The sequence below is a fragment of the Archangium gephyra genome (genome assembly GCF_042230915.1).
GTDB lineage: Bacteria > Myxococcota > Myxococcia > Myxococcales > Myxococcaceae > Archangium > Archangium gephyra_B.
This window is the reverse complement of sequence record NZ_CP102578.1, coordinates 4,238,207-4,259,772: the sequence shown is the minus strand read 5'-3', so window position 1 is coordinate 4,259,772 and position 21,566 is coordinate 4,238,207. Positions and strand designations below refer to the sequence as shown.

The 21,566-nt window shown below is 70.7% G+C and carries 19 protein-coding genes; 12 read left to right on the top strand and 7 right to left on the bottom strand.

Annotated features, from left to right (window positions below; all coding sequences use genetic code 11):
- Window positions 1-50 precede the first annotated feature (50 nt).
- From NR798_RS17205 to NR798_RS17190, 4 genes are read left to right on the top strand one after another with little or no spacing between them, the layout of a single operon-like run.
- Window positions 51-1,649, top strand: coding sequence for an MBL fold metallo-hydrolase (locus NR798_RS17205; RefSeq protein ID WP_375772563.1), 1,599 nt, complete (start codon window positions 51-53; stop codon window positions 1,647-1,649).
- 6 nt (window positions 1,650-1,655) lie between these two features.
- On the top strand, window positions 1,656-2,216 hold the full coding sequence (locus tag NR798_RS17200) for a hypothetical protein (protein WP_375772562.1): 561 nt from the start codon (window positions 1,656-1,658) through the stop codon (window positions 2,214-2,216).
- On the top strand, window positions 2,213-3,214 hold the full coding sequence (locus tag NR798_RS17195) for a M28 family peptidase (protein WP_375772561.1): 1,002 nt from the start codon (window positions 2,213-2,215) through the stop codon (window positions 3,212-3,214). Before NR798_RS17200 ends, NR798_RS17195 begins: the two co-directional genes overlap by 4 nt.
- Window positions 3,211-3,774 carry a hypothetical protein gene (locus tag NR798_RS17190; protein ID WP_375772560.1) on the top strand — a complete coding sequence of 188 codons (564 nt, stop codon included), beginning with the start codon at window positions 3,211-3,213 and terminating at the stop codon, window positions 3,772-3,774. The genes NR798_RS17195 and NR798_RS17190 overlap by 4 nt, the downstream gene beginning before the upstream one ends.
- Before the next feature lie 13 nt (window positions 3,775-3,787).
- Here NR798_RS17190 and NR798_RS17185 read toward each other — a convergent pair whose 3' ends face one another.
- Window positions 3,788-5,668: a GNAT family N-acetyltransferase gene (locus tag NR798_RS17185; protein ID WP_375772559.1), complete on the bottom strand. Its 1,881-nt coding sequence runs from the start codon at window positions 5,666-5,668 to the stop codon at window positions 3,788-3,790.
- 240 nt (window positions 5,669-5,908) lie between these two features.
- On the opposite strand from NR798_RS17185, the gene NR798_RS17180 reads away from it, so the two are divergent.
- Window positions 5,909-6,595 (top strand): hypothetical protein, encoded by a 687-nt coding sequence (locus NR798_RS17180; protein ID WP_375772558.1) that lies wholly within the window; start codon window positions 5,909-5,911, stop codon window positions 6,593-6,595.
- Window positions 6,582-7,274, top strand: coding sequence for a hypothetical protein (locus NR798_RS17175; protein ID WP_375772557.1), 693 nt, complete (start codon window positions 6,582-6,584; stop codon window positions 7,272-7,274). The genes NR798_RS17180 and NR798_RS17175 overlap by 14 nt, the downstream gene beginning before the upstream one ends.
- 96 nt (window positions 7,275-7,370) lie before the next feature.
- Here the strand turns inward: NR798_RS17175 and NR798_RS17170 are convergent, their stop codons facing one another.
- Both NR798_RS17170 and NR798_RS17165 read right to left on the bottom strand, forming a co-directional pair.
- Entirely contained in the window at window positions 7,371-7,910 is a 540-nt protein-coding gene (locus tag NR798_RS17170; RefSeq protein ID WP_375772556.1) for a flavodoxin domain-containing protein, read from the bottom strand.
- A 15-nt stretch (window positions 7,911-7,925) separates the two neighbouring features.
- Window positions 7,926-8,252 carry a 2TM domain-containing protein gene (locus tag NR798_RS17165; RefSeq protein WP_375772555.1) on the bottom strand — a complete coding sequence of 109 codons (327 nt, stop codon included), beginning with the start codon at window positions 8,250-8,252 and terminating at the stop codon, window positions 7,926-7,928.
- A gap of 140 nt (window positions 8,253-8,392) precedes the next feature.
- Here NR798_RS17165 and NR798_RS17160 point away from each other — a divergent pair, with 140 nt between their 5' ends.
- The 4 genes from NR798_RS17160 to NR798_RS17145 all read left to right on the top strand — a co-directional run bounded on the left by NR798_RS17160 (window position 8,393) and on the right by NR798_RS17145 (window position 15,122).
- Window positions 8,393-11,338, top strand: a complete 2,946-nt coding sequence (locus NR798_RS17160; protein ID WP_375772554.1) for a PAS domain S-box protein — start codon at window positions 8,393-8,395, stop codon at window positions 11,336-11,338.
- 107 nt (window positions 11,339-11,445) lie between these two features.
- Window positions 11,446-12,132, top strand: coding sequence for a hypothetical protein (locus NR798_RS17155; RefSeq protein ID WP_375772553.1), 687 nt, complete (start codon window positions 11,446-11,448; stop codon window positions 12,130-12,132).
- Window positions 12,129-14,678, top strand: coding sequence for a magnesium-translocating P-type ATPase (mgtA, locus tag NR798_RS17150; protein WP_375772552.1), 2,550 nt, complete (start codon window positions 12,129-12,131; stop codon window positions 14,676-14,678). The genes NR798_RS17155 and mgtA overlap by 4 nt, the downstream gene beginning before the upstream one ends.
- 117 nt (window positions 14,679-14,795) lie before the next feature.
- Window positions 14,796-15,122 carry a hypothetical protein gene (locus tag NR798_RS17145; RefSeq protein ID WP_375772551.1) on the top strand — a complete coding sequence of 109 codons (327 nt, stop codon included), beginning with the start codon at window positions 14,796-14,798 and terminating at the stop codon, window positions 15,120-15,122.
- Window positions 15,123-15,128: 6 nt separating this feature from the next.
- Here the strand turns inward: NR798_RS17145 and NR798_RS17140 are convergent, their stop codons facing one another.
- A complete protein-coding gene (locus tag NR798_RS17140; RefSeq protein WP_375772550.1) occupies window positions 15,129-15,857 on the bottom strand; it encodes an ABC transporter ATP-binding protein in 729 nt (242 codons plus the stop codon).
- Between the two features lie 282 nt (window positions 15,858-16,139).
- Between NR798_RS17140 and NR798_RS17135 the strand changes: the two genes are divergently transcribed.
- Complete coding sequence (locus NR798_RS17135; RefSeq protein ID WP_375772549.1) at window positions 16,140-17,117, top strand: CBS domain-containing protein; 978 nt, start codon at window positions 16,140-16,142, stop codon at window positions 17,115-17,117.
- Between the two features lie 13 nt (window positions 17,118-17,130).
- Here the strand turns inward: NR798_RS17135 and hypE are convergent, their stop codons facing one another.
- The 3 genes from hypE to NR798_RS17120 are packed head-to-tail and all read right to left on the bottom strand — an operon-like array spanning window position 17,131 to window position 19,519.
- Window positions 17,131-18,180 (bottom strand): hydrogenase expression/formation protein HypE, encoded by a 1,050-nt coding sequence (gene hypE / locus NR798_RS17130; protein ID WP_375772548.1) that lies wholly within the window; start codon window positions 18,178-18,180, stop codon window positions 17,131-17,133.
- A complete protein-coding gene (hypD, locus tag NR798_RS17125) occupies window positions 18,159-19,271 on the bottom strand; it encodes a hydrogenase formation protein HypD (protein ID WP_375772547.1) in 1,113 nt (370 codons plus the stop codon). Before hypD ends, hypE begins: the two co-directional genes overlap by 22 nt.
- Entirely contained in the window at window positions 19,268-19,519 is a 252-nt protein-coding gene (locus tag NR798_RS17120) for a HypC/HybG/HupF family hydrogenase formation chaperone (RefSeq protein WP_375772546.1), read from the bottom strand. Before NR798_RS17120 ends, hypD begins: the two co-directional genes overlap by 4 nt.
- 179 nt (window positions 19,520-19,698) lie before the next feature.
- On the opposite strand from NR798_RS17120, the gene NR798_RS17115 reads away from it, so the two are divergent.
- A complete protein-coding gene (locus NR798_RS17115) occupies window positions 19,699-21,561 on the top strand; it encodes a serine/threonine-protein kinase (RefSeq protein ID WP_375772545.1) in 1,863 nt (620 codons plus the stop codon).
- Window positions 21,562-21,566 lie beyond the last annotated feature (5 nt).

The following is a 21,566-nucleotide window of genomic DNA, read 5'->3' as shown; positions in this document are numbered from 1 at the left end:
TGTGCTCTCATCCCCACACCTTCCCGTCTCAACCCCCCCAAGAATCAGCCATGTCCCAGCCTACCTACCGCCTGGCGGACCACACCTGCGTTGCCCCGCTCGTCCAGAATTGGGCCGCGTGGTGGATGACGGTCGCGCCCGTGCCGGCCAGCCTGCACGTGCACAAGTCCCAGCTGCCCCTGCTCAAGGCCTACCTGCAGAGTCCCGACTTCCACGCCCGGGCGGCGAAGGATCCCGCCCTGAGCGGCGGCACCTTCGTCGGCATTGCCCCGGAGCGCGCGGGCGAGGTGAAGGCCCTGCTGCAGCAGATGCAGGAGGCCCAGGCCGACCGCGTGCGGATGGCCGAGTCCCTCGAGGACTTCCAGGGCTGGTTGATGGACGAGGCGAAGGGCCAATCGCTGGAGCCCCTCTACGAGAAGGTGCCCGAGCCGCTGCGGGGCCTGGTCGAGCTGTCGTACGACTACTTCAACCGCGCCTTCGTCCGGGTGATGGAGGGCGCGCTGTACCGCGGCCCCTACCACAAGCCGCAGCTCCAATCGCTGCGCCTGCTGCGGCTGGAGTCCGACTCCAGCCGTCCCCACCTCTTCACGACGCCCTACCTGATGCAGCCCGGGCAGATCGACTGGGCGGTGCCCTTCTCCGAGGAGCGCATCAGCCGGCTCTTCGAGACGGACCTGTCGCCCCGGCCGCTCGGCTACCTGCGCGATGTGCTGGGCCCGGCCGTCACCAGTGACGAGCAGCTGCTGCCGCTGCTGACCGAGGCGCCGCCCTCGCAGTACACGCCCTGGGACGGCCCCCAGCCGCGCGTGCGCTACCTGGGCCATGCGTGCGCCCTGGTGGAGTGGAAGGGCATCACCATCCTGGTGGATCCGGTCATCAGCGCGCGCCCGGCCAGCGGAGGCATGCAGCGCCTCACCTTCCACGAGCTGCCGCCGCGCATCGACTACGCCCTCATCACGCACAGCCACCCGGATCACCTCGCCATCGACACGCTGCTGCGGCTGCGTCACCGCATCGGCCACCTGGTGGTGCCGCGCAGCAATGGCTTCCTGACGGGTGACTACTCCCCCAAGCTGCTGGCCCGCTCGCTGGGCTTCCAGAACGTCCTGGAGCTGGAGAGCTACGAGTCGGTGCCGCTGCCCGATGGCGAGCTCATCGCCGTGCCCTTCCTGGGCGAGCACGGCGACATCGGCCACGCCAAGTCCTCCTACGTGGTGCGCACCGGCAAGCAGCAGTTGCTCTTCGCCGCCGACTCCATGTGCGTGGATGACGCCGTCTACCGGCACATGCGCCAGAACCTCGGCCCCATCCAGACGGTCTTCATGAACACGGAGATCGAGGGCGCGCCGCACACCTGGACGCTCGAGGCGCTCTTCCCCAAGAAGCGCGATCGCAAGCTGGAGAAGAACCGGCGCTGCCGTGGCAGCAACACGGCCGAGGGCCTGCGCATCCTCGAGCTGGTGGGGGCCTCGCGGCTGTACAACTACGCCATGGGACTGGAGCCCTGGATGGAGCACATCATCGGCCCGCCCAGCCCGCCCGATGCGCCGCGCATGAAGGAGTCGGACCGGTTGCTCACCGAGGCCCGCGCCCGCGGCGTCATGGCGGAGCGGCTGTGCGGTCCCAAGGATCTGCTGCTGGAAGCCTGAAAAGACATGCGCACGCGAAACCTGTTGTTGGCGGCGTCCCTGCTGCTGGCCACCGCCGCCCCCGCCGCTCCCCGCAACGAGCTGTCGGCGGGGGTGTCCACCCTGATTCAACTGGGCACGTTCCGCACCTCGCCGAACGTGATGATGGTGGAGCTGAAGGGTCTGCGGCTCATGGCCGAGGAGGGCCCCTGGAGCGCCGTGCAGCTCGGTGGCGGTCTGCGGTTGGGCTGGCCCGCAGCCCAGGGGCAGCTGCCGCTGGAGGCCTTCCTCCAGGCGCAGCTCGGCGCGAAGCTGGGCATCTGGCGGCCCGCCGCGGGCCTCGAGCTGGGACTGACGGGCCTCAACCAGCGCTTCTACAACTTCGTGTATCCCCACAACCGGCTCGAGGGGTATGAGGACGCGACCCTCGGCCCGGCCTACGGGGCCTTCACGCTCAGCCCCGTGCGCTTCCAACTGGGCCGCGTCCAGTTGAGCGCGCTCCAGCTCAACCTCGGCACCGGCCTCGGCCCGCGGGACACCAGCGTCCGCGTCCAGCTGGGGCTGCTGAGCCTCGGAGGTTGGCTATGAAGAAGACCCTCGCCGCCGCGGGCCTGCTGCTGGCCACCGCGTGTGCCCCCACCTCGAAGTTCTCGGAGGAGCAGCTCGCCCGGCTCTCCACGCTCGCCGGGCAGGTGGAGGCCGAGCAGCTGATGGGCCACGTCCGGGCGCTCACCGGCAGCCATCAGGAGGACACGCCGCTGAGCTGCACGCAGGTGCAGCGCGATCAGTACGCCCCCGCCTGTTACATGACCCGGGATCGGGCGCGCGATCTGATGAAGTCCCGCCTCGAGGCGGTGGGGCTCCAGGTGCGCACCCAGGAGGGCCAGCGCGGAGAGCTGACCTTCACCAACCTGCTGGCCGATCTGCCGGGCACCACCCATCCCGAGGAGATCGTCCTGGTGGGGGCCCACTTCGATGCGCACTACGTTGGCGCGGACGACAACTCGACGGGCGTGGCGGGAGTGCTGGAGCTGGCCCGTGTCCTCTCCCAGTACCGCTTCGAGCGGACCATCCGCTTCGTGGGCTTCGATCTCGAGGAGCCCGGCATGATCGGCAGCGGCCACTACGTGGACGAGCTCGGCGAGGAGAAGCTGGCGGGCGTCATCATCTTCGACTGCATCGGCTACTACGACACGAGACCCGGCTCGCAAGGCTCCATGCCCGGCCTGCCCGCTCCCGACACCGGAGACTTCCTCGCCATCATCGGCAACGACCACTCGATCGACCTGGCCACGGATCTCCACCAGCTCAACGAGCACCTGCAATTCATGAAGCTGGTGTCCGTCATCGCCCCGGGCGATGGCACCACCTCCGTCTCCGTCAGCGCGAGCCTGATCCGCAGCGACCACGCGGCCTTCTGGTACGGAGGGCACAAGGCGCTCTTCCTCACCGACACGGCCAACCTCCGCAACCCGAACTACCACCAGGAGTCGGACAAGCCGGAGACGCTGGCCCCCGATTACTTCCGCCGGGCCGTGCAGGTCTCCGCGGTGGGTCTGGCCACCTGGGCAGGAGGGCCGCAATGAGAACGCCACGCTCGGGATTCATGGCCGCACTGCTGTCCGGACTGCTGCTCGGGTCCATGGCCGGCGCCCAGGAGGCCTCGGCGCCCGCCGTCAGCGCGGAGCCCTCCGTCCACCGCATCACCGCCTATGTGCACTCGGGGATGAGCCTCTACCTCTCCGATGCGCGCACCCTCGGCGGCGTCGGTGGCGGGCTCGGAGTGCGTGACACCCTGTACGACCGGTTCATCCTCCAGGCGGATGCCAGCTACCTGATGGCGCTCGGCAAGGTGGTGGAGCTGCGCGCGGGAGCGGGCATCCAGCGGAGCGGGACGTGGACTCCGGCGGCGCTGGTGATGCTCTCGGGGCTGGCGGGCCAGGGTATGCGCTTCATGACTCCCACCCGCTCCACGCCCGTGGAGGGCCCTGCCCTCACCGTGGGACTGCAGCTCGCGCCCCTGCGCTTCACGCACGCCGGGACACAGCTCTCGCTGTTCGAGCTCGGCGTCGGCGTGGGCACGGACTGGCCGGGCCGTGGCCTCGCCTGGCACCTCACCTTCCTGGAGGCGGGGACCTCCTTCTGACGGCGCGTCCAGCTCATGTGAGCTGGGCCGCCAGGTGAGCGCGCTGGCCCTCGGGGAAGAGCAGCTCCAGGTGATAGCTGCTGCCCTCCAGGCGGGCCTGCACGGAGAGCCCGCTCTCGTGGAAGACGTCGAGCATGGGCTTGTTGGACACCAGCACGTCGGCCTGGAAGCCCGGCAGTCCCCGGGCCCGAGCCGCCTCGCGGATGCGCCTCATCAGCGCCGTGCCCACGCCCCTGCCCTGCCAGTCGTCTCGCACCACGAAGGCCACGTCCCCCAGCCCCGTCGCGGCCACCACGTCGTAGCGCACCACGCCCACCAGTTCGTCCGTGCCCGGCACGCACGCCACCAGCGCCATGTTCTGCTCGTAGTCCGGATTGACGAGCTCCTGCACCTCCTCGTGGGGGTGCTGCTTCTTGAAGCACATGAAGCGCCGGTACGTGCTGTCGTCGCTCAGCCCGTACAGCAGATCCTGCAGCGCCCGCTCGTCGGTGATGCGCGCGGGACGGATGAGCAGTTCCTGCCCGGAGAGGATGCGCTCCACCCGCTCCTCCGTCCACGGGTAGCGCGCCCGGGGCACCACCTGGTCCGGCAGCACCCAGTGCCGCGCCTTGGCCGCCGCCATCAACTCCGCGCGGAAGTCCGGGTGGGCGATGTGGATGAGCGCCTTGGCCCGCTCGCGGATGTTCTTCCCCCACAGGTCCGCCACCCCGTACTCCGTCACCACGTAGTGCACGTCGCCGCGGCTCGTCACCACGCCCGTGCCCGCCTCCAGCGCCACTTGAATCCGGCTCACCGTGCCGCCCTTCGCCGTCGCGGGCAGGGCGATGATGGGCCGGCCTCCCCGGCTGCGCGCCGCGCCCCGGATGAAGTCCACCTGCCCGCCAATCCCCGAGAAGAAGCACCCGCCCAGCGTGTCCGCCGCCACCTGCCCGGTGAGGTCCACCGCCAGCGCGCCGTTGATGGCCACCATCCGCTCGTTCTGCGCTATCACGCCCGGGTCGTTGGTGAAGTCGCTCGGCCGCATCTCGATGGCGGGGTGGTCGTGCGCCCACTCGTACAGCTTCCGGGTGCCCATGATGAAGGACGTCACCAGCTTGCCCGGCAGCAGCGTCTTCCTGCGCCCGGTGATGACGCCCGCCTCCACCAGGTGCATCACCCCGTCGGACATCATCTCCGTGTGCAGCCCGAGCTCCTGGTGCCCCGTGAGTTGCGCCAGCACCGCGTCCGGAATCCTCCCGATGCCCAGTTGCAGCGTGGCCCCGTCGGGAATCAGCCGCGCGATGTGACCGCCAATCTCCCGTGACACCTCGTCCTGCGCCTCGTGGGGCCGCTCCAGGAGCGGTTGGTCCACCGGGACCAGCCGGTGCAGGCGGCTCACGTGGACGAACGAGTCCCCATGGGTGCGCGGCATGCGCGGGTTGACCTCGGCGATGAGCAGCGACGCCGCCTCCACCGCCGAGCGCACCACGTCCACCGAGACGCCCAGGCTCACGTACCCGTGCGCGTCCGGCGGGCTCACCTGGAGCAGGGTCACGTCCACCCGGACGCGGTTGCTCCGGATGAGCTCGGGAATCTCCGAGAGGAACACGGGCATGAAGTCCGCCCGGCCCTCCTGGACCGCCTTGCGCGTGTTGGCGCCGATGAAGAAGGCGATGTGCCGGAAGCGGTGCTGGTACTCGGGCTCCACATAGGGAGCCGGGCCCAGGGTCATCAGGTGCACCACCTCGTTGTCGGCCAGGTGCTCGCCGCGCTCCACGAGGGCCTGGACCAGGCTCACGGGCTCGGCGGCCCCCGAGCCGATGAGGATGCGCCGCCCGGGACGGATCAACCGGATGGCCTCCTCCGCCGTCACCACCTTGTCCGCGTAACGCCGCTGCCAGTCCTGCGAGTCCATGAGCCCTCCCTTCCTGGCGCCCTAGCAGTCTTCGTTCCAACGGTGCTGCCGGGGGCGGGCGCTGTCATCCCGCGCAACCCGTGCGCCTGGAAGGGGCATCCGGCGCAACCGGTGCACGGAGCGCCTGCCTTCCAGGGAGGGGCAACCAACCGGCTCCGTCCAGCGCTGGCGTTCGCGCTCGTCCCGCCAGGCGTTACGGCGGGACCGGAACGGACGCATCGTTCGGACGAGGGAGTGCACATGAGACGAAGCCCGATGACCTGGGTGGCTGGCGGGGTGGCGGCCGCGGGAGTGGCGGCGCTGGCGTACCTGAAGCTGCTGCGGCCGTGGCACCTGCGGTGGGGCGCGACCGGCGAGGAAGGCACCCGCGCGATGCCAGGGGACGGCCTCGTGCGGGAGCCCCAGTACGTGACGACGCGGGCCATCACCATCCAGGCGCGGCCGGAGCAGATCTGGCCCTGGCTGGTGCAGATGGGCGAGGGTCGCGGCGGCTTCTACAGCTACGTGTGGATCGAGCGGCTGCTGGGCATGCGGCTGGAGAACGCGGACCGCATCCTCCCCGAGTTCCAGCGGTTGAAGGTGGGAGATCCGCTCGCGGTGGAGCCCCAGGACGACTACGTCATGCAGGTGAAGCTCCTCGAGCCCCAGCGCGCCCTGGTGCTGGGAGGCTCCACGCCGGCCCCGTGGGGGGAGGCCACCTGGTCCATGGCGCTCTACCCGCTCGATGCGCACTCCACACGGCTGGTCTCCCGGTGCCGCACCCGGTTCAACTCGACGCGGAACATGCTGCTCATCCTGTCCTTCCTCGACATCGGCCAGCTCATCATGGAGCGCAAGTGGCTGCTGGGCGTGAAGGAGCGCGCCGAGCGTTGGGCCCATCCACTGAGCGCTCCCCTGCCTCCCTCCGAGCTGCATGCAAGCCCCTGACACCGCGTTCTACCGGCGATGGATCATCGCGAACGGCCAGGCCGAAGCGGCCGGATTGGGAACGACCTTCGTCGCCGGGCGGCTGGTGGCGCCCCACCTCGAGCAGGTGACGGGCGTGGCGGCCATCCTCGGAGGAGCGCTCGTCGCGGTCCTCCTGGGCATCCTGCTCGAGGGCGTGGTCGTGGGGCTGCTCCAGGAGCGGGTCCTCCGTCAGCGGCGCCCGGAGCTGCGCCGGGGGACGTGGATCCTCGCGACCGCCGCCGGTGCCGGACTGGCATGGCTGCTCGGAATGGTGCCGAGCACGGTCATGGCGCTCGGCTCCACCGCGTCACCGGGCCCGGCCCCCGAGGAGCCGGGGGTGCTGGTTCAGTACGGACTGGCCATGGCGCTGGGGCTCGTCACCGGGCCGATCCTCGGGCTCGCCCAATGGACGGTGCTGCGCGGCCTCGTGACGGGCGCGGGCCGCTGGCTCTGGGCCAACGCACTGGCCTGGGCCGCTGGAATGCCCCTCATCTTCATGGGCATGGATCTCGTGCCGTGGGACGGGCCCTTCGTGCTCGTGGCGCTCGCGCTGTACCTGGTGTGCGGCGTCACGGGCGTGGCCGTCGGCGCCATCCACGGGCGCGTGCTCTTGCGGCTTCTACAGCCGCCGGAGCCCGCGAAGCCCCGGCTGGTCTGAGCCGGCGTCACGGCCCAGGGCAGCGGAAGGCAGGGGCATGGGAGGCCCAAGGTCTGGCGTTCCCCAGGCCCCTGGCCATGACCCGGAGGTCTGGACTCAATGCAGTCCAGCCGTCACTTCCGGAGCACCGCCCGGGCGCGCGCCCGCCTCGACGGAGCGGAGCGCATCGGCGAGCCCCTCCGCCCAGGCCTGGATGAGTCTCGGGTCGCGCCAGTCACCCGCACGATGGCGCGCCATCTTGCTGGCGATGAATCCCTTCGCGTCCGGCAGCAGGCGTCCTCCAAAGGTGATGTGACCCCGAGCCCCGATCCGCTCCATCAACCGCTGGACCTGCTCCACCGGCGGTATGTCCCCCCCGGCGGCCGAATCATCGAGCGGCCCGCTGCTGAACAGCCATACCGGCCGGGTTCGCAACGCCTCGCTGTGGTGCTTGATGAACCGGCGGGCGGCCCGATGCCAGCGCGACGAGTACAGCGCGCCCCCCACCACGACGGCGTCGTACGCGTCCACCGACTCCACCTCGGAGGACGGCCGCGCGTCGGCCTGGAATCCCCGCTCGACGAGCGTCCGCGCGATGCGCTCCGCGATGCCCGCGGTGCCACCCCTCTTGGAACCATACGTCACCAGGACTCTCATGAAGGCCTCGCGGTGTCAGGGTGCCAGGGGCCGGGGTGGCCGTGGAGGACCGCCCAGGCGCTCCCTGTCCTTCTCCATGAACTGGCGGGTCTTGCGCTCCTCCCACTTGTCACTGAGGACGGACCCTTCCAGCACGAGGGAGACGCCATGGACCAGCACGAAGATTCCCCAGCCGACGACCGGCCAGAAGAACCAGGGTCCGCCGGGGGTCAGCATGTCGATGGCGAACAGGCCAAGGCTCAACGCGACGTACCACATGAGGTGCATGTAGAAATCGCGTAGCGCCACGACGCGCTTGTGCGCGCGCTCGTATGCCTGGTTGTCATTCTGGGGGTCGGCCATGGCGTGCTCCTCCACCTTCAAGATTGGGGAGCCGTCCCGGCCCGCGTCCAGAGGCCCTCCGGTGCCGGTCCGCATGGCCGCCTGCATCACCGGCAGCGGTGAGCACGACCCCCAGGCCCTTCCATGATTACTCCAGTCTCATGACGACGCCGCCTCAGAGCGATTCTCTCCGTCGACTCGAGCAGGTGCTCGCACGGCTGGTGCTAGCCGCGAGTGGGCTCGCCGTTCTGGTGGCGTCGCTCGATCTGCTCGGCTGGGCCCTGGGCAGCAGGAGTCTCATCCGGGTCGTTCCCCTGCCGGGCGCGGGCATCATGATGCCGAACACCGCGATGGGCTTCGTCCTGAGCGGCACCGCGCTCTGGCTGCTCCATGACGAAGCGGCGGACCGGTGGCGGCGCAGGACAGGTCAGGCCTTGGCGCTCGTGACCGTGCTGTTGGGCGGACTGATCCTCTCCGAATACCTCTTCGGGGCCGACCTCGGAATCGATCTCCTCCTCTTCAGCGAAACCGTCCAGCGCATGGTCCCGGAGCTCCCGGGACGGCCCTCGCCCATGAGCGCGCTGAGCTTCTGTCTCACGGGACTGGCGCTCCTGCTCCTGCATGTCAGGACACGCCGGGGGTGGCACCCCGCCCGGCTCCTGGCCCTGGCCGTCATGCTCCTCTCCTCTCAGGCCCTCATGGGCTACGTGTACCTGGAGGAGAGTCTGTTCAATCCCGAGCGGCTCATCTCCACCCTGCCGCCCCACACGCCCATCGCGGTCCACTCCGCGCTCCTCTTCCTGCTGTTGTCGCTCGGCATCCTGGCCGTCCATCCGGAGCGCGGGCTGACAGGGGTGCTCCTCCGGAACGACGTGGGGGGCCTGATGGCCCGCCGGCTTCTCCCAGCGGCCATCCTCACCCCCCTGGTGGTGGGCGGAGTCCGGCTCCTGGGTCAGCGGCTGGGGCTCTACGGGACCACCTTCGGGGTCTCGGTCTTCGTGCTCATCACCATGGCGGCCTTCCTGCTCGTGATCGCGCGGAATGCGAACGCCCTCTCCCGGCTGGCCGCGCAGCAGCGGTCCATGGAGCAGTCGCTCCGTCTGTCGGAGGCCCGCTTCGCCGGCATCGTCTCCAACGCGGCCGATGCCATCATCTCGATCGACCCGGAGCAGAGGATCACCCTCTTCAACGTGGGGGCGGAACGCATCTTCGGCTACTCCGCGAGCGAAGCCCTGGGCCGTCCCTTGGACCTGCTCCTCCCCGAGCGGTTCCAGGCCCGTCACAACCAATACGTCCGGGACTTCGCGGCCCACGGGTGGACGGTCCGTCAGATGGGAGAGCGGCTGCCCATCCTCGGCCGGCGCAAGAGTGGCGAGGAGTTCCCCGCGGAGGCCACCATCTCGAAGCTGGAGGTGGAGGGGACGAGGTTCCTCACCGTCACCTTGCGCGACATCACCGCGCGCAGGCACGCGGAGGAAGGACTCCGCATCAGTGAGGAGCGCTTCCGGACCGCGTTCGAGGATGCCCCGATCGGAATGGCCCTCGTCGGTCTGGACGGGCTGTTCCTCAACGTGAACGGCTCGCTGTGCGGGATCGTCGGCTACTCGCAGAAGGAGCTCCTCACCAAGACGTTCCAGGACATCACCTGGCCCGAGGATCTGGAGCTGGACCTGGCGAACGCGCGCCGCCTGCGCCAGGGAGAGATCAGCTCCTACCAGCTGGAGAAGCGCTACATCCACAAGGATGGCCACCTCGTGACCATCCTACTGACGGGCTCGATGGTGAGCGACTCCCGGGGTGAGCCGCTCTACTTCATCGCGCAGATCCAGGACATCTCCGAGCGCAAGCAGCTCGAGCGGGCGTGGCGCTTCCTGGCCGAGGCGGGTCCACGGCTCGCGGCTTCGCTCGAGCCCCAGACCACCCTCGCCACCGTCGCGGGGTTGAGCGTCCCCGCGCTGGCGGACTGGTGCGTGATCGATCTGCTCGGTGACGATGGGCGGGTGCGGTGGGTGGAGAGCATGGCGGCCTCTCCCGAGAAGTCGCGGGTCCTGCGCGAGATGCTCACCGACTATCCTCATGACCCGTCCCGCCAAGGCTACATCGTCGCCCGCGTCCTCCGGACAGGACAGCCGGCGCTCCTCCCGGAGATTCCTGAAGCGGTGCTCGAGGCGACGGCGGAGGACGCGCGTCACCTGGAACTGCTCCAGCGCCTCGAGCCCCGCTCGGGCATCGTCGTGCCCCTCCTCGCTCGCGAGCGCATCCTGGGCGCGGTCATCCTCACGGCGTCCGAATCAGGACGCCGTTACGGTCCCCGGGACCTCGCCCTGGCCGAAGAGCTGGCCCGCCGCGCCGCGCTCGCGATCGACAATGCCCGCCTCCACGAGCAATCCGAGCAGGCGACACGCACTCGCGACGAGGTCCTCCGGATCGTCGCCCACGACCTGCGCACCCCCCTGAACGTCATCTCCCTGAGCACCGGCGTGCTGCTGAAGTGTCCGCCCGAGAAGAGGGCCACCGACACGAAGCCGCTCGAGTCCATCCGGAAGGCGGTCGACCGGGCAAACCGGCTCATCCAGGACCTGCTGGACGTCGCCCGGATGGAGGCCGGCCGCCTCTCGGTGGACCGCGGACCGGAGCGGACCGCGCCCCTCGTCAAGGAGGCCGCCGAGCTGCATCGCTCGCTCGCGGAGGAGAAGTCCATCCAGCTCACGGCCACCGTCCCGGAAGACGCCCCCGCGGTCTTCGCCGACCGCGACCGGGTGCTGCAGATCCTCTCGAACCTGCTCGGCAACGCGCTCAAGTTCACGCCCGTGGGGGGGCGGATTTCCCTTCGGGCCGAGCCAGCGGGGAGCATGATGCGGTTCTCGGTGAGCGACACGGGCTCCGGAATCGACAGGGAGGACCTGCCCCACCTCTTCGAGCCCTTCTGGCAGGCCTCCACGGGAAAGAAGCTGGGGGCCGGCCTGGGACTCGCCATCGTGAAGGGGCTCGTTGACGCCCACGGTGGACACATCTGGGTCGAGAGCAGCCCTGGAAGGGGGAGCACCTTCTTCTTCACGATCCCCACCGCGAGTCCGGCCGAGGAACATCCCACGCATCACGCGTGACCGGCGGGACGGCCCCCCCGCTGCCAGGCACTGAGCACTGGAGCGGGACCTGGGGGCGGATGCTCCCACCGCGGACGGAGCGCACCTTCCGGCCAGGGAGGTGTGCCATGAAGAAGCGGTGGCTTGGGCTCCTGGGTGGGCTGGCGGCCGTGGGGGCCGGGGGCGTGGTGGTGTACCGCTTCCTCCTGCGGCCCTGGCACGTGCGGTGGGGAGCGACGGACGAGGAGGTGGCGCGTCCCATGCCCGGAGACGAGGTGATTGACGAGCCCACGTTCTCGTCCACCCGGGCCATCACCCTCCACGCCACGCCGGAGGACATCTGGCCCTGGCTGGTCCAGCTCGGCAGGGGGCGGGGTGGCTTCTACAGCTACGACTGGCTCGAGAAGCTGATGGGGCTGGGCATCACCAGCTCGGATCGGATCCTCCCCGAGTTCCAGCGGCTCGCGCCCGGCGACGAGATTCCGGCGGCGCCCGGGTACGCCATGCCAGTGCGGGCCGTGGAGCCCCCGCGCTTCCTGGTCATCGGCCCGCCTGCGGACGGGCCCCAGGACACGGAGCTCACCTGGTCACTCGGGCTCTACCCGCGTGACGACGGAACCACGCGCCTGGTCGTCCGGCTCCGCTCCATCTACTCCTGGAGGCCCGGAGAGCCGCTCGTCACGCTCTTCATCGAGCCCGGTCACTTCGTGATGGAGCGGCGGATGCTGCGCGGCATCAAACGGCGGGCGGAAGCCCTGGCGGAGCACCGGCGCGAGCCCCGGCCCGAGAGCGGCGTTCTCCCCGCCGGGGTATGAAGCACCGGAACCTCACGGAGCACCGGGAGGAGCCGCCGGCCTGGTGCGGGACGCGGGAGGCCTTGCTGTCGCGGCTGGCGTGCTCGTCCGAGGGCCTGCCGGGGGCCGAGGCCACGGAGCGGCTCGCGCGGTACGGGCCCAACACCCCGGAGCAGCGCGCCCGGCGCCCGGCCTGGATGGAGTTCCTCCGGCGCTTCGCCAATCCGCTGGTGCTGGTGCTGCTGGTGGCCAGCGGGGTGTCGTTCCTCACGCATGAACTGACGAGCTCCGCCATCATCGCGGGCATCGTCCTGATGAGCGTGACGCTGGACTTCGTCCAGGAGCGGCGCGCGGACAGCGCGGCGGAGCGGCTGCGCAGCTCCGTGGCCCTGAAGGCCACCGTGCTCCGGGACGGCGCCGAGCGGGAGGTGCCAGCCCGGGAGCTCGTCCCGGGCGACGTGGTGCTGCTGTCGGCGGGCAGCCTGGTGCCGGCGGATGCCCGGCTGCTGGAGGCGAGGGATCTGTTCGTCAACCAGACCCTGCTCACCGGCGAGCCCTACCCGGTGGAGAAGCAGCCGGGAGAGGCCCCCGCGGGGACGGAGCCCTCCGAGGCGCGCAACGCCGTCTTCATGGGCACCTCCATCATCAGCGGCACGGCGCGGGCGCTCGTCTTCGCCACGGGGGCGCGCACCACGGTGGGGGACATCGCCCACGCGCTCGCCGAGCCCGTGCCCTCCACCACCTTCGAGCGGGACACCCGCCACTTCGGCCTGATGCTGATGCGGCTGACGGTGCTGCTGGTGCTCTTCGTGCTGCTGGTGGCCGTCCAGGCGCACCGGCCGCTCCTGGAGTCCTTCCTCTTCGCGGTGGCGCTGGCGGTGGGGCTGACGCCGGAGTTGCTGCCCATGGTCCTCTCGGTGACGCTCTCGCGCGGGGCGATGCGGATGGCGGCGCGGCAGGTCATCGTCAAGCGGCTGAGCGCGGTGCACGACCTGGGCAGCATGGACGTGCTGTGCACGGACAAGACGGGCACCCTCACCGAGGCCCGCATCCGCCTGGAGCGGCACGAGGACGCCGCGGGGCGCGAGAGCGAGCAGGTGCTGCGGTGGGCCTGGCTCAACAGCCACTTCGAGTCCGGGCTGCGCAGCCCCATGGACGAGGCCATCCTCGCCCATACGGAGGTGGAGGCCGGGGGCTGGAAGAAGGTGGACGAGGTGCCCTTCGACTTCGAGCGCCGGCGGGTGTCCGTGCTGCTGGAGAACGAGGGCCGCCGGGTGCTGGTGGTGAAGGGGGCGCCCGAGGACGTGCTCGCCTGCTGTACCCGGTACGAGCTGGACGGGGTGCCGCACGCGCTGGACGCGGAGGCCCGGAAGCGGGTGCTGGCGCGCTTCGAGGCCCTGGGCGCGGAGGGCTTCCGGGTGCTGGCGGTGGCCTGGCGCGAGGAGTCCCCGGACATGCAGGTGGCCCACCTGGGGGACGAGACGGAGCTGGTGTTCGCGGGCTTCGCCTCCTTCCTGGATCCGCCCAAGGAGAGCGCGCGGCCCGCGTTGCAGGCCCTCATCCGCTCGGGGGTGAAGGTGAAGGTGGTGACGGGCGACAACGAGCGGGTGGCGCTCCACGTCTGCCGGCAGCTCGGGCTGGAGGTGGAGGGGGTGCTCACCGGCGCGGAGGTGGGGACGCTGGACGACCCCGCGCTCCAGATTCGCGCCGCGCGCACCACGCTCTTCGCCCGTGTCTCTCCGGGGCAGAAGAGCCGCGTCATCCGCGCGCTGCGCCGGCGCGGTCACGTGGTGGGCTACCTGGGGGACGGCATCAACGACGCACCCTCGCTGCACGCGGCGGACGTGGGCATCTCGGTGGACAGCGCGGTGGACGTGGCCCGCGAGGCGGCGGACCTGCTGCTGCTGCGCCATGACCTGGCCGTGCTCTACGACGGCGTCCTCGAGGGCCGGCGCTCCTTCGGCAACGTGATGAAGTACATCCGCATGGGGACCAGCTCCAACTTCGGCAACATGCTGAGCATGGCCGGGGCGTCGGTGCTGCTGCCCTTCCTCCCCATGCGCCCCATTCAAATCCTGCTCAACAACCTCCTCTACGACGTGTCGGAGCTGGCCATCCCCCTGGACGAGGTGGATCCGGAGCAGCTGGAGCGGCCCACCCGGTGGGATCTGCGCTTCGTCCGGCTTTTCATGGCGGTGCTCGGCACGCTCAGCTCGCTGTTCGACGCGGCCACCTTCGGCGTGCTGCTGCTCTTCTTCCACGCGGAGGCCGCGCTCTTCCAGACCGGCTGGTTCATGGAGTCGCTCACCACGCAGGTACTGGTCATCTTCATCATCCGCACCCGCCGCAATCCCTTGCGCAGCCGTCCCTCGCGGTGGCTGGTGGCCAGCTCGCTGGGAGCGGCGCTGGTGGCCAACGTGTTACCCTTCACGCCCCTGGGCGCCTGGTTCGGCTTCGAGCCCCCGCCTCCCGCGCTGCTGGGAGCGCTCGCGGTGCTGGTCGTGGGCTACCTGCTGTCGGCCGAGCTCCTCAAGCGCTGGTTCTTCCGCCGCTACGCCGCGGGTTGAGCAGGCGGTCCGGGCGGAAGCACGCGCCCTCTCCTGGCGGGCTCCCGAGGAAGCCCCGCCTCATCCGGCGGCTGGCAGGCGGCTGGTCCTTCCCCACCTTCGAGACTGGAGGCGGACATGCCCGTCCTGTTTGCGATCTTCGCGCTCGCCATCCCACGCCTGTTGATGCTCGTGCTGTGGTTCTTCACCGGCTGGTTCCGGGGCATGTTCGACACGCTGCTCTGGCCGATCCTCGGCTTCATCTTCCTGCCCACCACGCTGCTCTGGTACTCGGCCGTGCAGCACTGGTTCGGCGGGCAATGGACGCTCTGGCCCATCGTGGGACTGGTGCTCGCCTTGATGACCGACGTGTGGTCGAAGCACGGACGCGGCGGCCAACCCGAGGCTCCCCGTCCCGAGAAGCCTCCCCGCCGGAAGGTCCCCCGCCGCACCGTCCCGGCGTAGCCGGGCTCACCAGCGCAGCTCGTCGGGACGCAGCTTGTGCGGGTTGGAGTCGATCCGGACGATGCGCCCGTCCGCGATGGAGATGACCCGGTCCGCCATGCCCGCGATGGCCGCGTTGTGGGTGATGACAGCGGTGGTGGTGCCCAGCTCGGTGTTGACGCGCGCGAGCGTCTCCAGGACGAGCTTGCCGGTGACGTAGTCCAGCGCGCCGGTGGGCTCGTCGCACAGGAGCAGCTCCGGACGCTTGGCCACCGCGCGCGCGATGGCCACCCGCTGCTGCTCGCCTCCGGAGAGCTGCGCGGGGAAGTGGTCCATCCGCGGCCCGAGCCCCACCAGCCCGAGCGCCTCCTCCGGCCGCATGGGCTCGCCGGAGATCTCCGTCACCAGCGCCACGTTCTCGCGGGCGGTGAGGCTGGGGATGAGGTTGTAGAACTGGAAGACGAAGCCCACGTGCTCGCGCCGGTAGCGGGTGAGCTCGCGCTCGCTGGCCCGGGCCAGGTCATGGTCCCGGTAGTGGATGTCGCCCGCGGTGGGCACGTCCAGCCCCCCGAGGATGTTGAGGAGCGTGGACTTGCCGCTGCCCGAGGGCCCGAGCAGGACGACAAACTCACCCGGGTACAGGTCCAGGTCCACGCCTCGCAGCGCGTGCACCTCCACCTCGCCCGTCCGGTACACCTTGGTGAGGCCACGCGCCTCGAGGACGGCCTGGCTGGCTGCCGGAGCTGGCATGCCCATGGCGACGCGCCTCCCCAATCCCCTCACAGTGGGGAGCGGGGTGCCGCCCGTCCATGGCCCACCGGGGCGGTACCGGTGCCGCAAATCCATCAGCCCCGGCAGTGATTCCCCCTGCGCTCGTGCGGGGCACGCTGGGCGGCTACCTCGGGTGGCGGCTGACCCGGGAGCACGAACCCCCGCGCGATGCACATGCTTCTCTCGGAAGGAACCGGCTACTGCGCGGCCTCGTGCCCATGAGGCGGGTCGAGGGTTGAGCCCGGGCCTCGAGAAAGGAGGGGCACCATGGAGCAACACAAGCCAGACCCGTCCGGAGCCGGCACGGACCGGCCGGAGTCCCACGAGCCCACCGCCGGCATTCCCGGGCCCGGAGAGCATGGCAGCGCCCCACTGGCGGCGCGGCTGCGCGTGCGCGACGCGATGAGCCGGAAGGTGTCCACCCTCCGGGCGAGCGAGGAGCTGCCGCTGGAGGCGCTGCTCAGGAAGTTCCGCCAGGTCCAGCACCTTCCCGTCGTCGGTGCGAACGGCCGGCCCATCGGCATGCTGACGCGAATGGATGTGCTCGAGGAGGCGCTCCACACCGGGAGGGAGCACTGGGTCCGGGTGAGGAACCTGATGTCCAGTCCGGTGGAGAGCATCTCCGAGAACGAGGAGCTTCCCGCGGCCGCGCGGGCGATGCGGGAAGCCCGCCTCCACTCGCTCGTGGTGGTCGATGCGAGCGGGTGCATGGTGGGCATCCTGACCGATGGAGATCTGCTCTCCGCCATGGCGGGCGAGCAGGTGTCCCCACAGGGCGAGCTGTGGGAGCTGCCCATCGATGAGCTGATGACACCCGCGCCGCTCGCGCTCGGACCGGATGCGAGGCTGGACGAGGCGGCCTGGACGCTCATCTACGCGGGCGTGAGGCACCTGCCGGTGGTGGAGGAAGGAGATCGGCTGGTGGGCATCATCTCCGAGCGCGACCTGCGCCAGCGGCTGGGGGGGACGGCCCGGGAGTGGCCCCGTGCCGCTCAAGAGGTGCTGGAGGAGCGGCTGGGCGAGGTGATGACGGCGGACCCGCTCTTCCTGCGCTCCGGGACACCGCTGGCCCGGGCCCTGGAGCTCTTCACCGACGAGCAGGTGGGCGCGATTCCGGTGGTGGACGAGGACCGGCGGTTGTTGGGGATTCTCTCGTACATCGATCTGCTGCGCTGGCTGCGCGAGGGGCTCGGTGGCGTACAGGTACGGGAGCGGGACAGCGGCGAGCCTGCTCCCGCACATTGAAGCGCGATCGATCTCAACAGATGCGCGGGAGCTGCTCCCCGGAGAGCAGGTCCAACAACCGCTGTCCGCCGAGCCGCGTCCTCAGGGAGACCATGCCCGCGGGCCCTTCGGTGACGCGGCCGATGCACGCCGCCCCGGCCCCGACCGGATGACGGCGCAGCGCCTCCAGGGCCCGCTCCGCCTGGGGCTCGGGGACGAAGGCCACCATGCGGCCCTCGCACGCCACATAGAGCGCATCCAATCCCAGCAGCTCACAAGCGCCCGCCACGGACTCGTCCACCGGCACGGCGGGCTCGTCCACCACGAGGCCCACCCCGGCATCGAGGGCGATCTCGTTGAGCGCGGTGGCCAGCCCCCCGCGCGTGGTATCGCGCAGGCAGTGCACCTCCACACCCGCCTCGAAGAGGGCCGCCACCAGCGGAGCGAGCGAGGCACAGTCACTCTCCACGGGCGTCTCGAACGCGAGCCCCTCGCGCACCGAGAGCACCGCGATGCCGTGCCGCCCCACGTCTCCCGAGACGAGCACCGCGTCTCCAGGCCTCACGCGCCGGGGGTGGACGGACACACCCTCGGAGACACGGCCCACGCCCGAGGTGTTGATGAAGAGCCCGTCCGCCTTGCCCTTGTCCACCACCTTGGTGTCACCCGTGACGATCTCCACCCCACATTCCCGCGCGGCCTCACGCATGGAGGCCACCACGCGGCGCAGCTCGTCCAGCGGGAGCCCCTCCTCGAGGATGAAGCCCGCGCTCAGGTACAGGGGTTTCGCGCCGGCCATGGCCAGGTCGTTCACCGTGCCGAGGACGGCGAGCTTCCCGATGTCCCCGCCCGGGAAGAAGCGGGGCGTCACCACATAGGAGTCCGTGGTGAAGGCCAGCCGCTGCCCTCCGAGCGGCACCACCGCGCCGTCATGGCGCTCGGCGAGGGCTGGGGAGCGGAAGGCCTCCAGGAAGATGTCCTCGAGCAGCTGGCGCATGAGGCGCCCTCCCCCACCATGGGCGAGCTGCACGGTGGTGTGACGCCGCAGCGGCACGGGGCAGCTCAGGGCGAGGTCGGCGGACATGGGAGCTGGAACCTCCGGTAGCGGTAGTAGGCGGCACACGCGCCCTCGGACGACACCATCGTCGCGCCCAGGGGCGTGTCGGGAGTGCAGCGGGTACCGAAGGCGGGGCACTCGGGCGGCTTGAGCTGGCCCTGGAGCACGAGACCGCTCCGGCACCCGGCGTCCTCGCGTCCTCCCACGGAGACCACGTCGAACTTGCGCTCGGCGTCCCAGTCCGCGAAGGCGGCGCGAAGGCCCAGGCCGCTCGCCGGGATGGGGCCGATGCCACGCCATGCCCTCGGCACCACCTCGAACACCTCGCACAGCATGGCCCGGGCGCTCTCGTTGCCCGCAGTGCGGACCGCGCGGGCGTACTGGTTCTCCACCTCGGCCCGCCCGGCCTCGAGCTGCGCCACGCACATGTGGATGCCCTGCAACAGGTCCAACGGCTCGAAGCCCGTGGCGACGATGGGCACGCGGTACGCGCGGGCGAGGGGCTCGTAGGCCTCCATGCCCATGATGGTGCACACGTGGCCCGCGGCCAGGAATGCGTCCACCCGCCGGCCGGGGGCCGCGAGGATGGCCTCCATCGCCGGGGGGACCAGGACGTGCGCCACCAGCAGGGAGAAGTTGCGCAGCCCGCGCCGCCTCGCCTCGTGGACGGCCATGGCGCACGCGGGCGCGGTGGTCTCGAAGCCCACGGCGAAGAAGACGACCTCGCGCTCCGGCAGCCGCTCGGCCAGGGCCAGCGCGTCCATGGGCGAGTAGACGATGCGCACGTCTCCGCCCGCGGCCTTCACCGACAGCAGATCCCTCCCCGAGCCCGGCACCCGGAGCATGTCGCCGAACGAGCAGAAGACCACGCCGGGACGCGAGGCGATGGCCAGGGCCTTGTCCAAGAGTTCCACCGGCGTGACACACACCGGGCAGCCAGGGCCGTGCAGGAGCGTGATGCCCGGCGGCAGGAGTTGGTCGATGCCGAAGCGGACGATGGCGTGCGTCTGCCCGCCGCACACCTCCATGAGCGTCCAGGGCCGCGTCACCAGGGACTGGAGCGCCCGCGCATACCGCCGGGCCTCGTCCGCGCCGCGGTACTCGTCCACGTACCTCATGGTGGCTCCTCCTCGCGCACCTCGTTCGTCTCGCCGAGCTCCTCCAGGTAGGCGAAGACGCGCCGCGCGCCCTCGGGATCTACGCGGCTGATGGCGAAGCCGGCGTGCACCACGACGAAGTCACCCGGAGCGGCCTCGGGGACATAGGCCAGACACACCTCCTTGATGACCTTGCCGAAGGCCACCCGGCCCATGCGCAGCGGGCCTTCCACCGTGGTGAGCACCTCACCGGGAATGCCGAGACACATGCGCCCATCCTGCACCAACCTCCCCGAGTCCACCTGCCCCCGGGGCGGCCCTCCGTCATAGGACGGACACTGACATGAAGAGAGTGTGCCGGGGCCTTCGAATGACTTCCCAGGTCATTCCGGGCCGCGCGTCCTTCTGACTTGCCAGGTCACCCCCCTTGCCGGGAGGATGGCCCCCCATGCAATCCGATTTGACGCGCACCCTGCTTCCCGAGGCCCTGCCCGCGGGCACGGAGGTGGGCCACTGGCGCGTAGTGGAGCGGCTGGGCGTGGGAGGCTATGGCGCCGCCTACCGGGTGGAGGACATCCATCACCCCGGCGTCATGCTGGCCCTCAAGCTGGCACTGCGCCCCGGAGACGCCCGCGCCGGCCGGGAGGTGGTGTTGTTGATGGACAAGGCCGTCCACCCCAACGTGGTGCGCATCCACGGCCATGGGCGCTGGCCGGATCCTGTCGAGGGCCACCTCTACCATGTCATGGACCTGGTGCCCGGCCTCCCCCTGGACGAGTGGCCCGAGACGCGCAACACCTCCTTCCTCCAGCTCGCCGAGGCGGGGGCGAAGCTGGCCCTGACGCTCGGAGCGCTCCACGCCCGGGGCGTGGTGCACCGGGACGTGAAGCCCGACAACATCCTCATCCGCGAGCCGGACGGAGAGCCGGTGCTGGTGGACTTCGGCATCGGCGTCTACGCGGGCGCCGAGCCGCTCACCCCTGGCCCGCTGCCACCGGGCACCACGCACCTGCGCAGCCCCGAGGCCATGCGCTTCTGGCTGGAGCGGGGCAAGCACTCGGGCGAGCCGTACGAGGTGGGCGCCGCGGATGACCTGTACGCGCTGGGGGTGAGCCTGTACCGCGCGGCGACGGGGCACTACCCCTTCAAGCCCGAGGTGCTGGGAGACCTGCTCGTGCTGGCGATCGCCACGCAACGGGCGCCTGTGCCCCGGAGCGTCAACCGGCGGATGCCCCGGGCGCTGAGCGGCGTGCTGATGCGCATGCTGGCCAAGGACCCGAAGGAACGCTACCGCGACGGCGCCGAGGTCCACGACGCGCTGATGGAGGCGGTGACCTTCGGGAGGCGCGCGAAGTGGGAGGCGGACGTCTTCGAGTGGGAGGAGGTGGCGGCGGCCCGGGAGGGAGAGGCCCCCGGGCGGCGCATCCGCCGGCCGGAGCTGCCCACGCGGCCGCAGACACCTCCCGCCCCCGCCGTGAGGCTCGCGGAGGGAGGCGGCGCTTCCGGGCGGGGAAGAAGAGGACGGGCGGCGGCCCGGGAGCGCCCGAAGCGAGGCCTGGCGCGGCCATGGAAGTGGCTGGCCGTGGCGCTGGGTGCCGGCCTCGCCCTAGCGGCGGCGGTATCCGCGAGTCACGAAATGGCGCGGGCCCCCAAGGCCCCTGACACTGGGTCGGCCGCGGCTCCACTACTTCCGGAGTCAACCCCCGCGGCCGCCGCCTCCCCCGCGGCGTCCTCCCAGGACGAGACCCCCGTGAAAGACACACAGCAGAAGAGCCCCCCTCCGCCCAAGAGCCCGCGGCCGGCCAGGACGGGCACCACCACCCTGCGCGGACTGTGCGCCGGAGCGGCGGCCGTCACGAACATGGCCTGCGCGGGAGCCCAGCTGACCAAGGCCCCTCCCGGACCCGAGGCGTGCCCGGCAGGCGCCCAGGAGGCCATGACGCAGACGCTCGGTGACTTCTTCCGCTACCGCAACCCCTTCAACCAAAAAGGGCCCGGCCTCCACCTGGAGACCGAGGGCCAGCCCCGGTGGCTCGCCGTGCGCGAGGGCGACATCTCGGCCATCCTCTCGGACCCCTGGGGGAAGCTGCCCGTCAACAGCGTGCTCACCGGGAAGCTGCATTTCGCGCGAGGACGCGCCTACGCGCGCCTCACCCGGGCCTGGACGCCCCAGGGAACCTCCTTCCCCATCTGCGCGGAGATCTGGGAACCGACGGCGCTCGGCCTCGAGCTGAGGCCAGGAAGCACCCCCGGCGAGGTCGAGGCGTTCTCCACCAACATCATCGCGCTGCCAGTCCGCCGCTTCGACTGACGCGC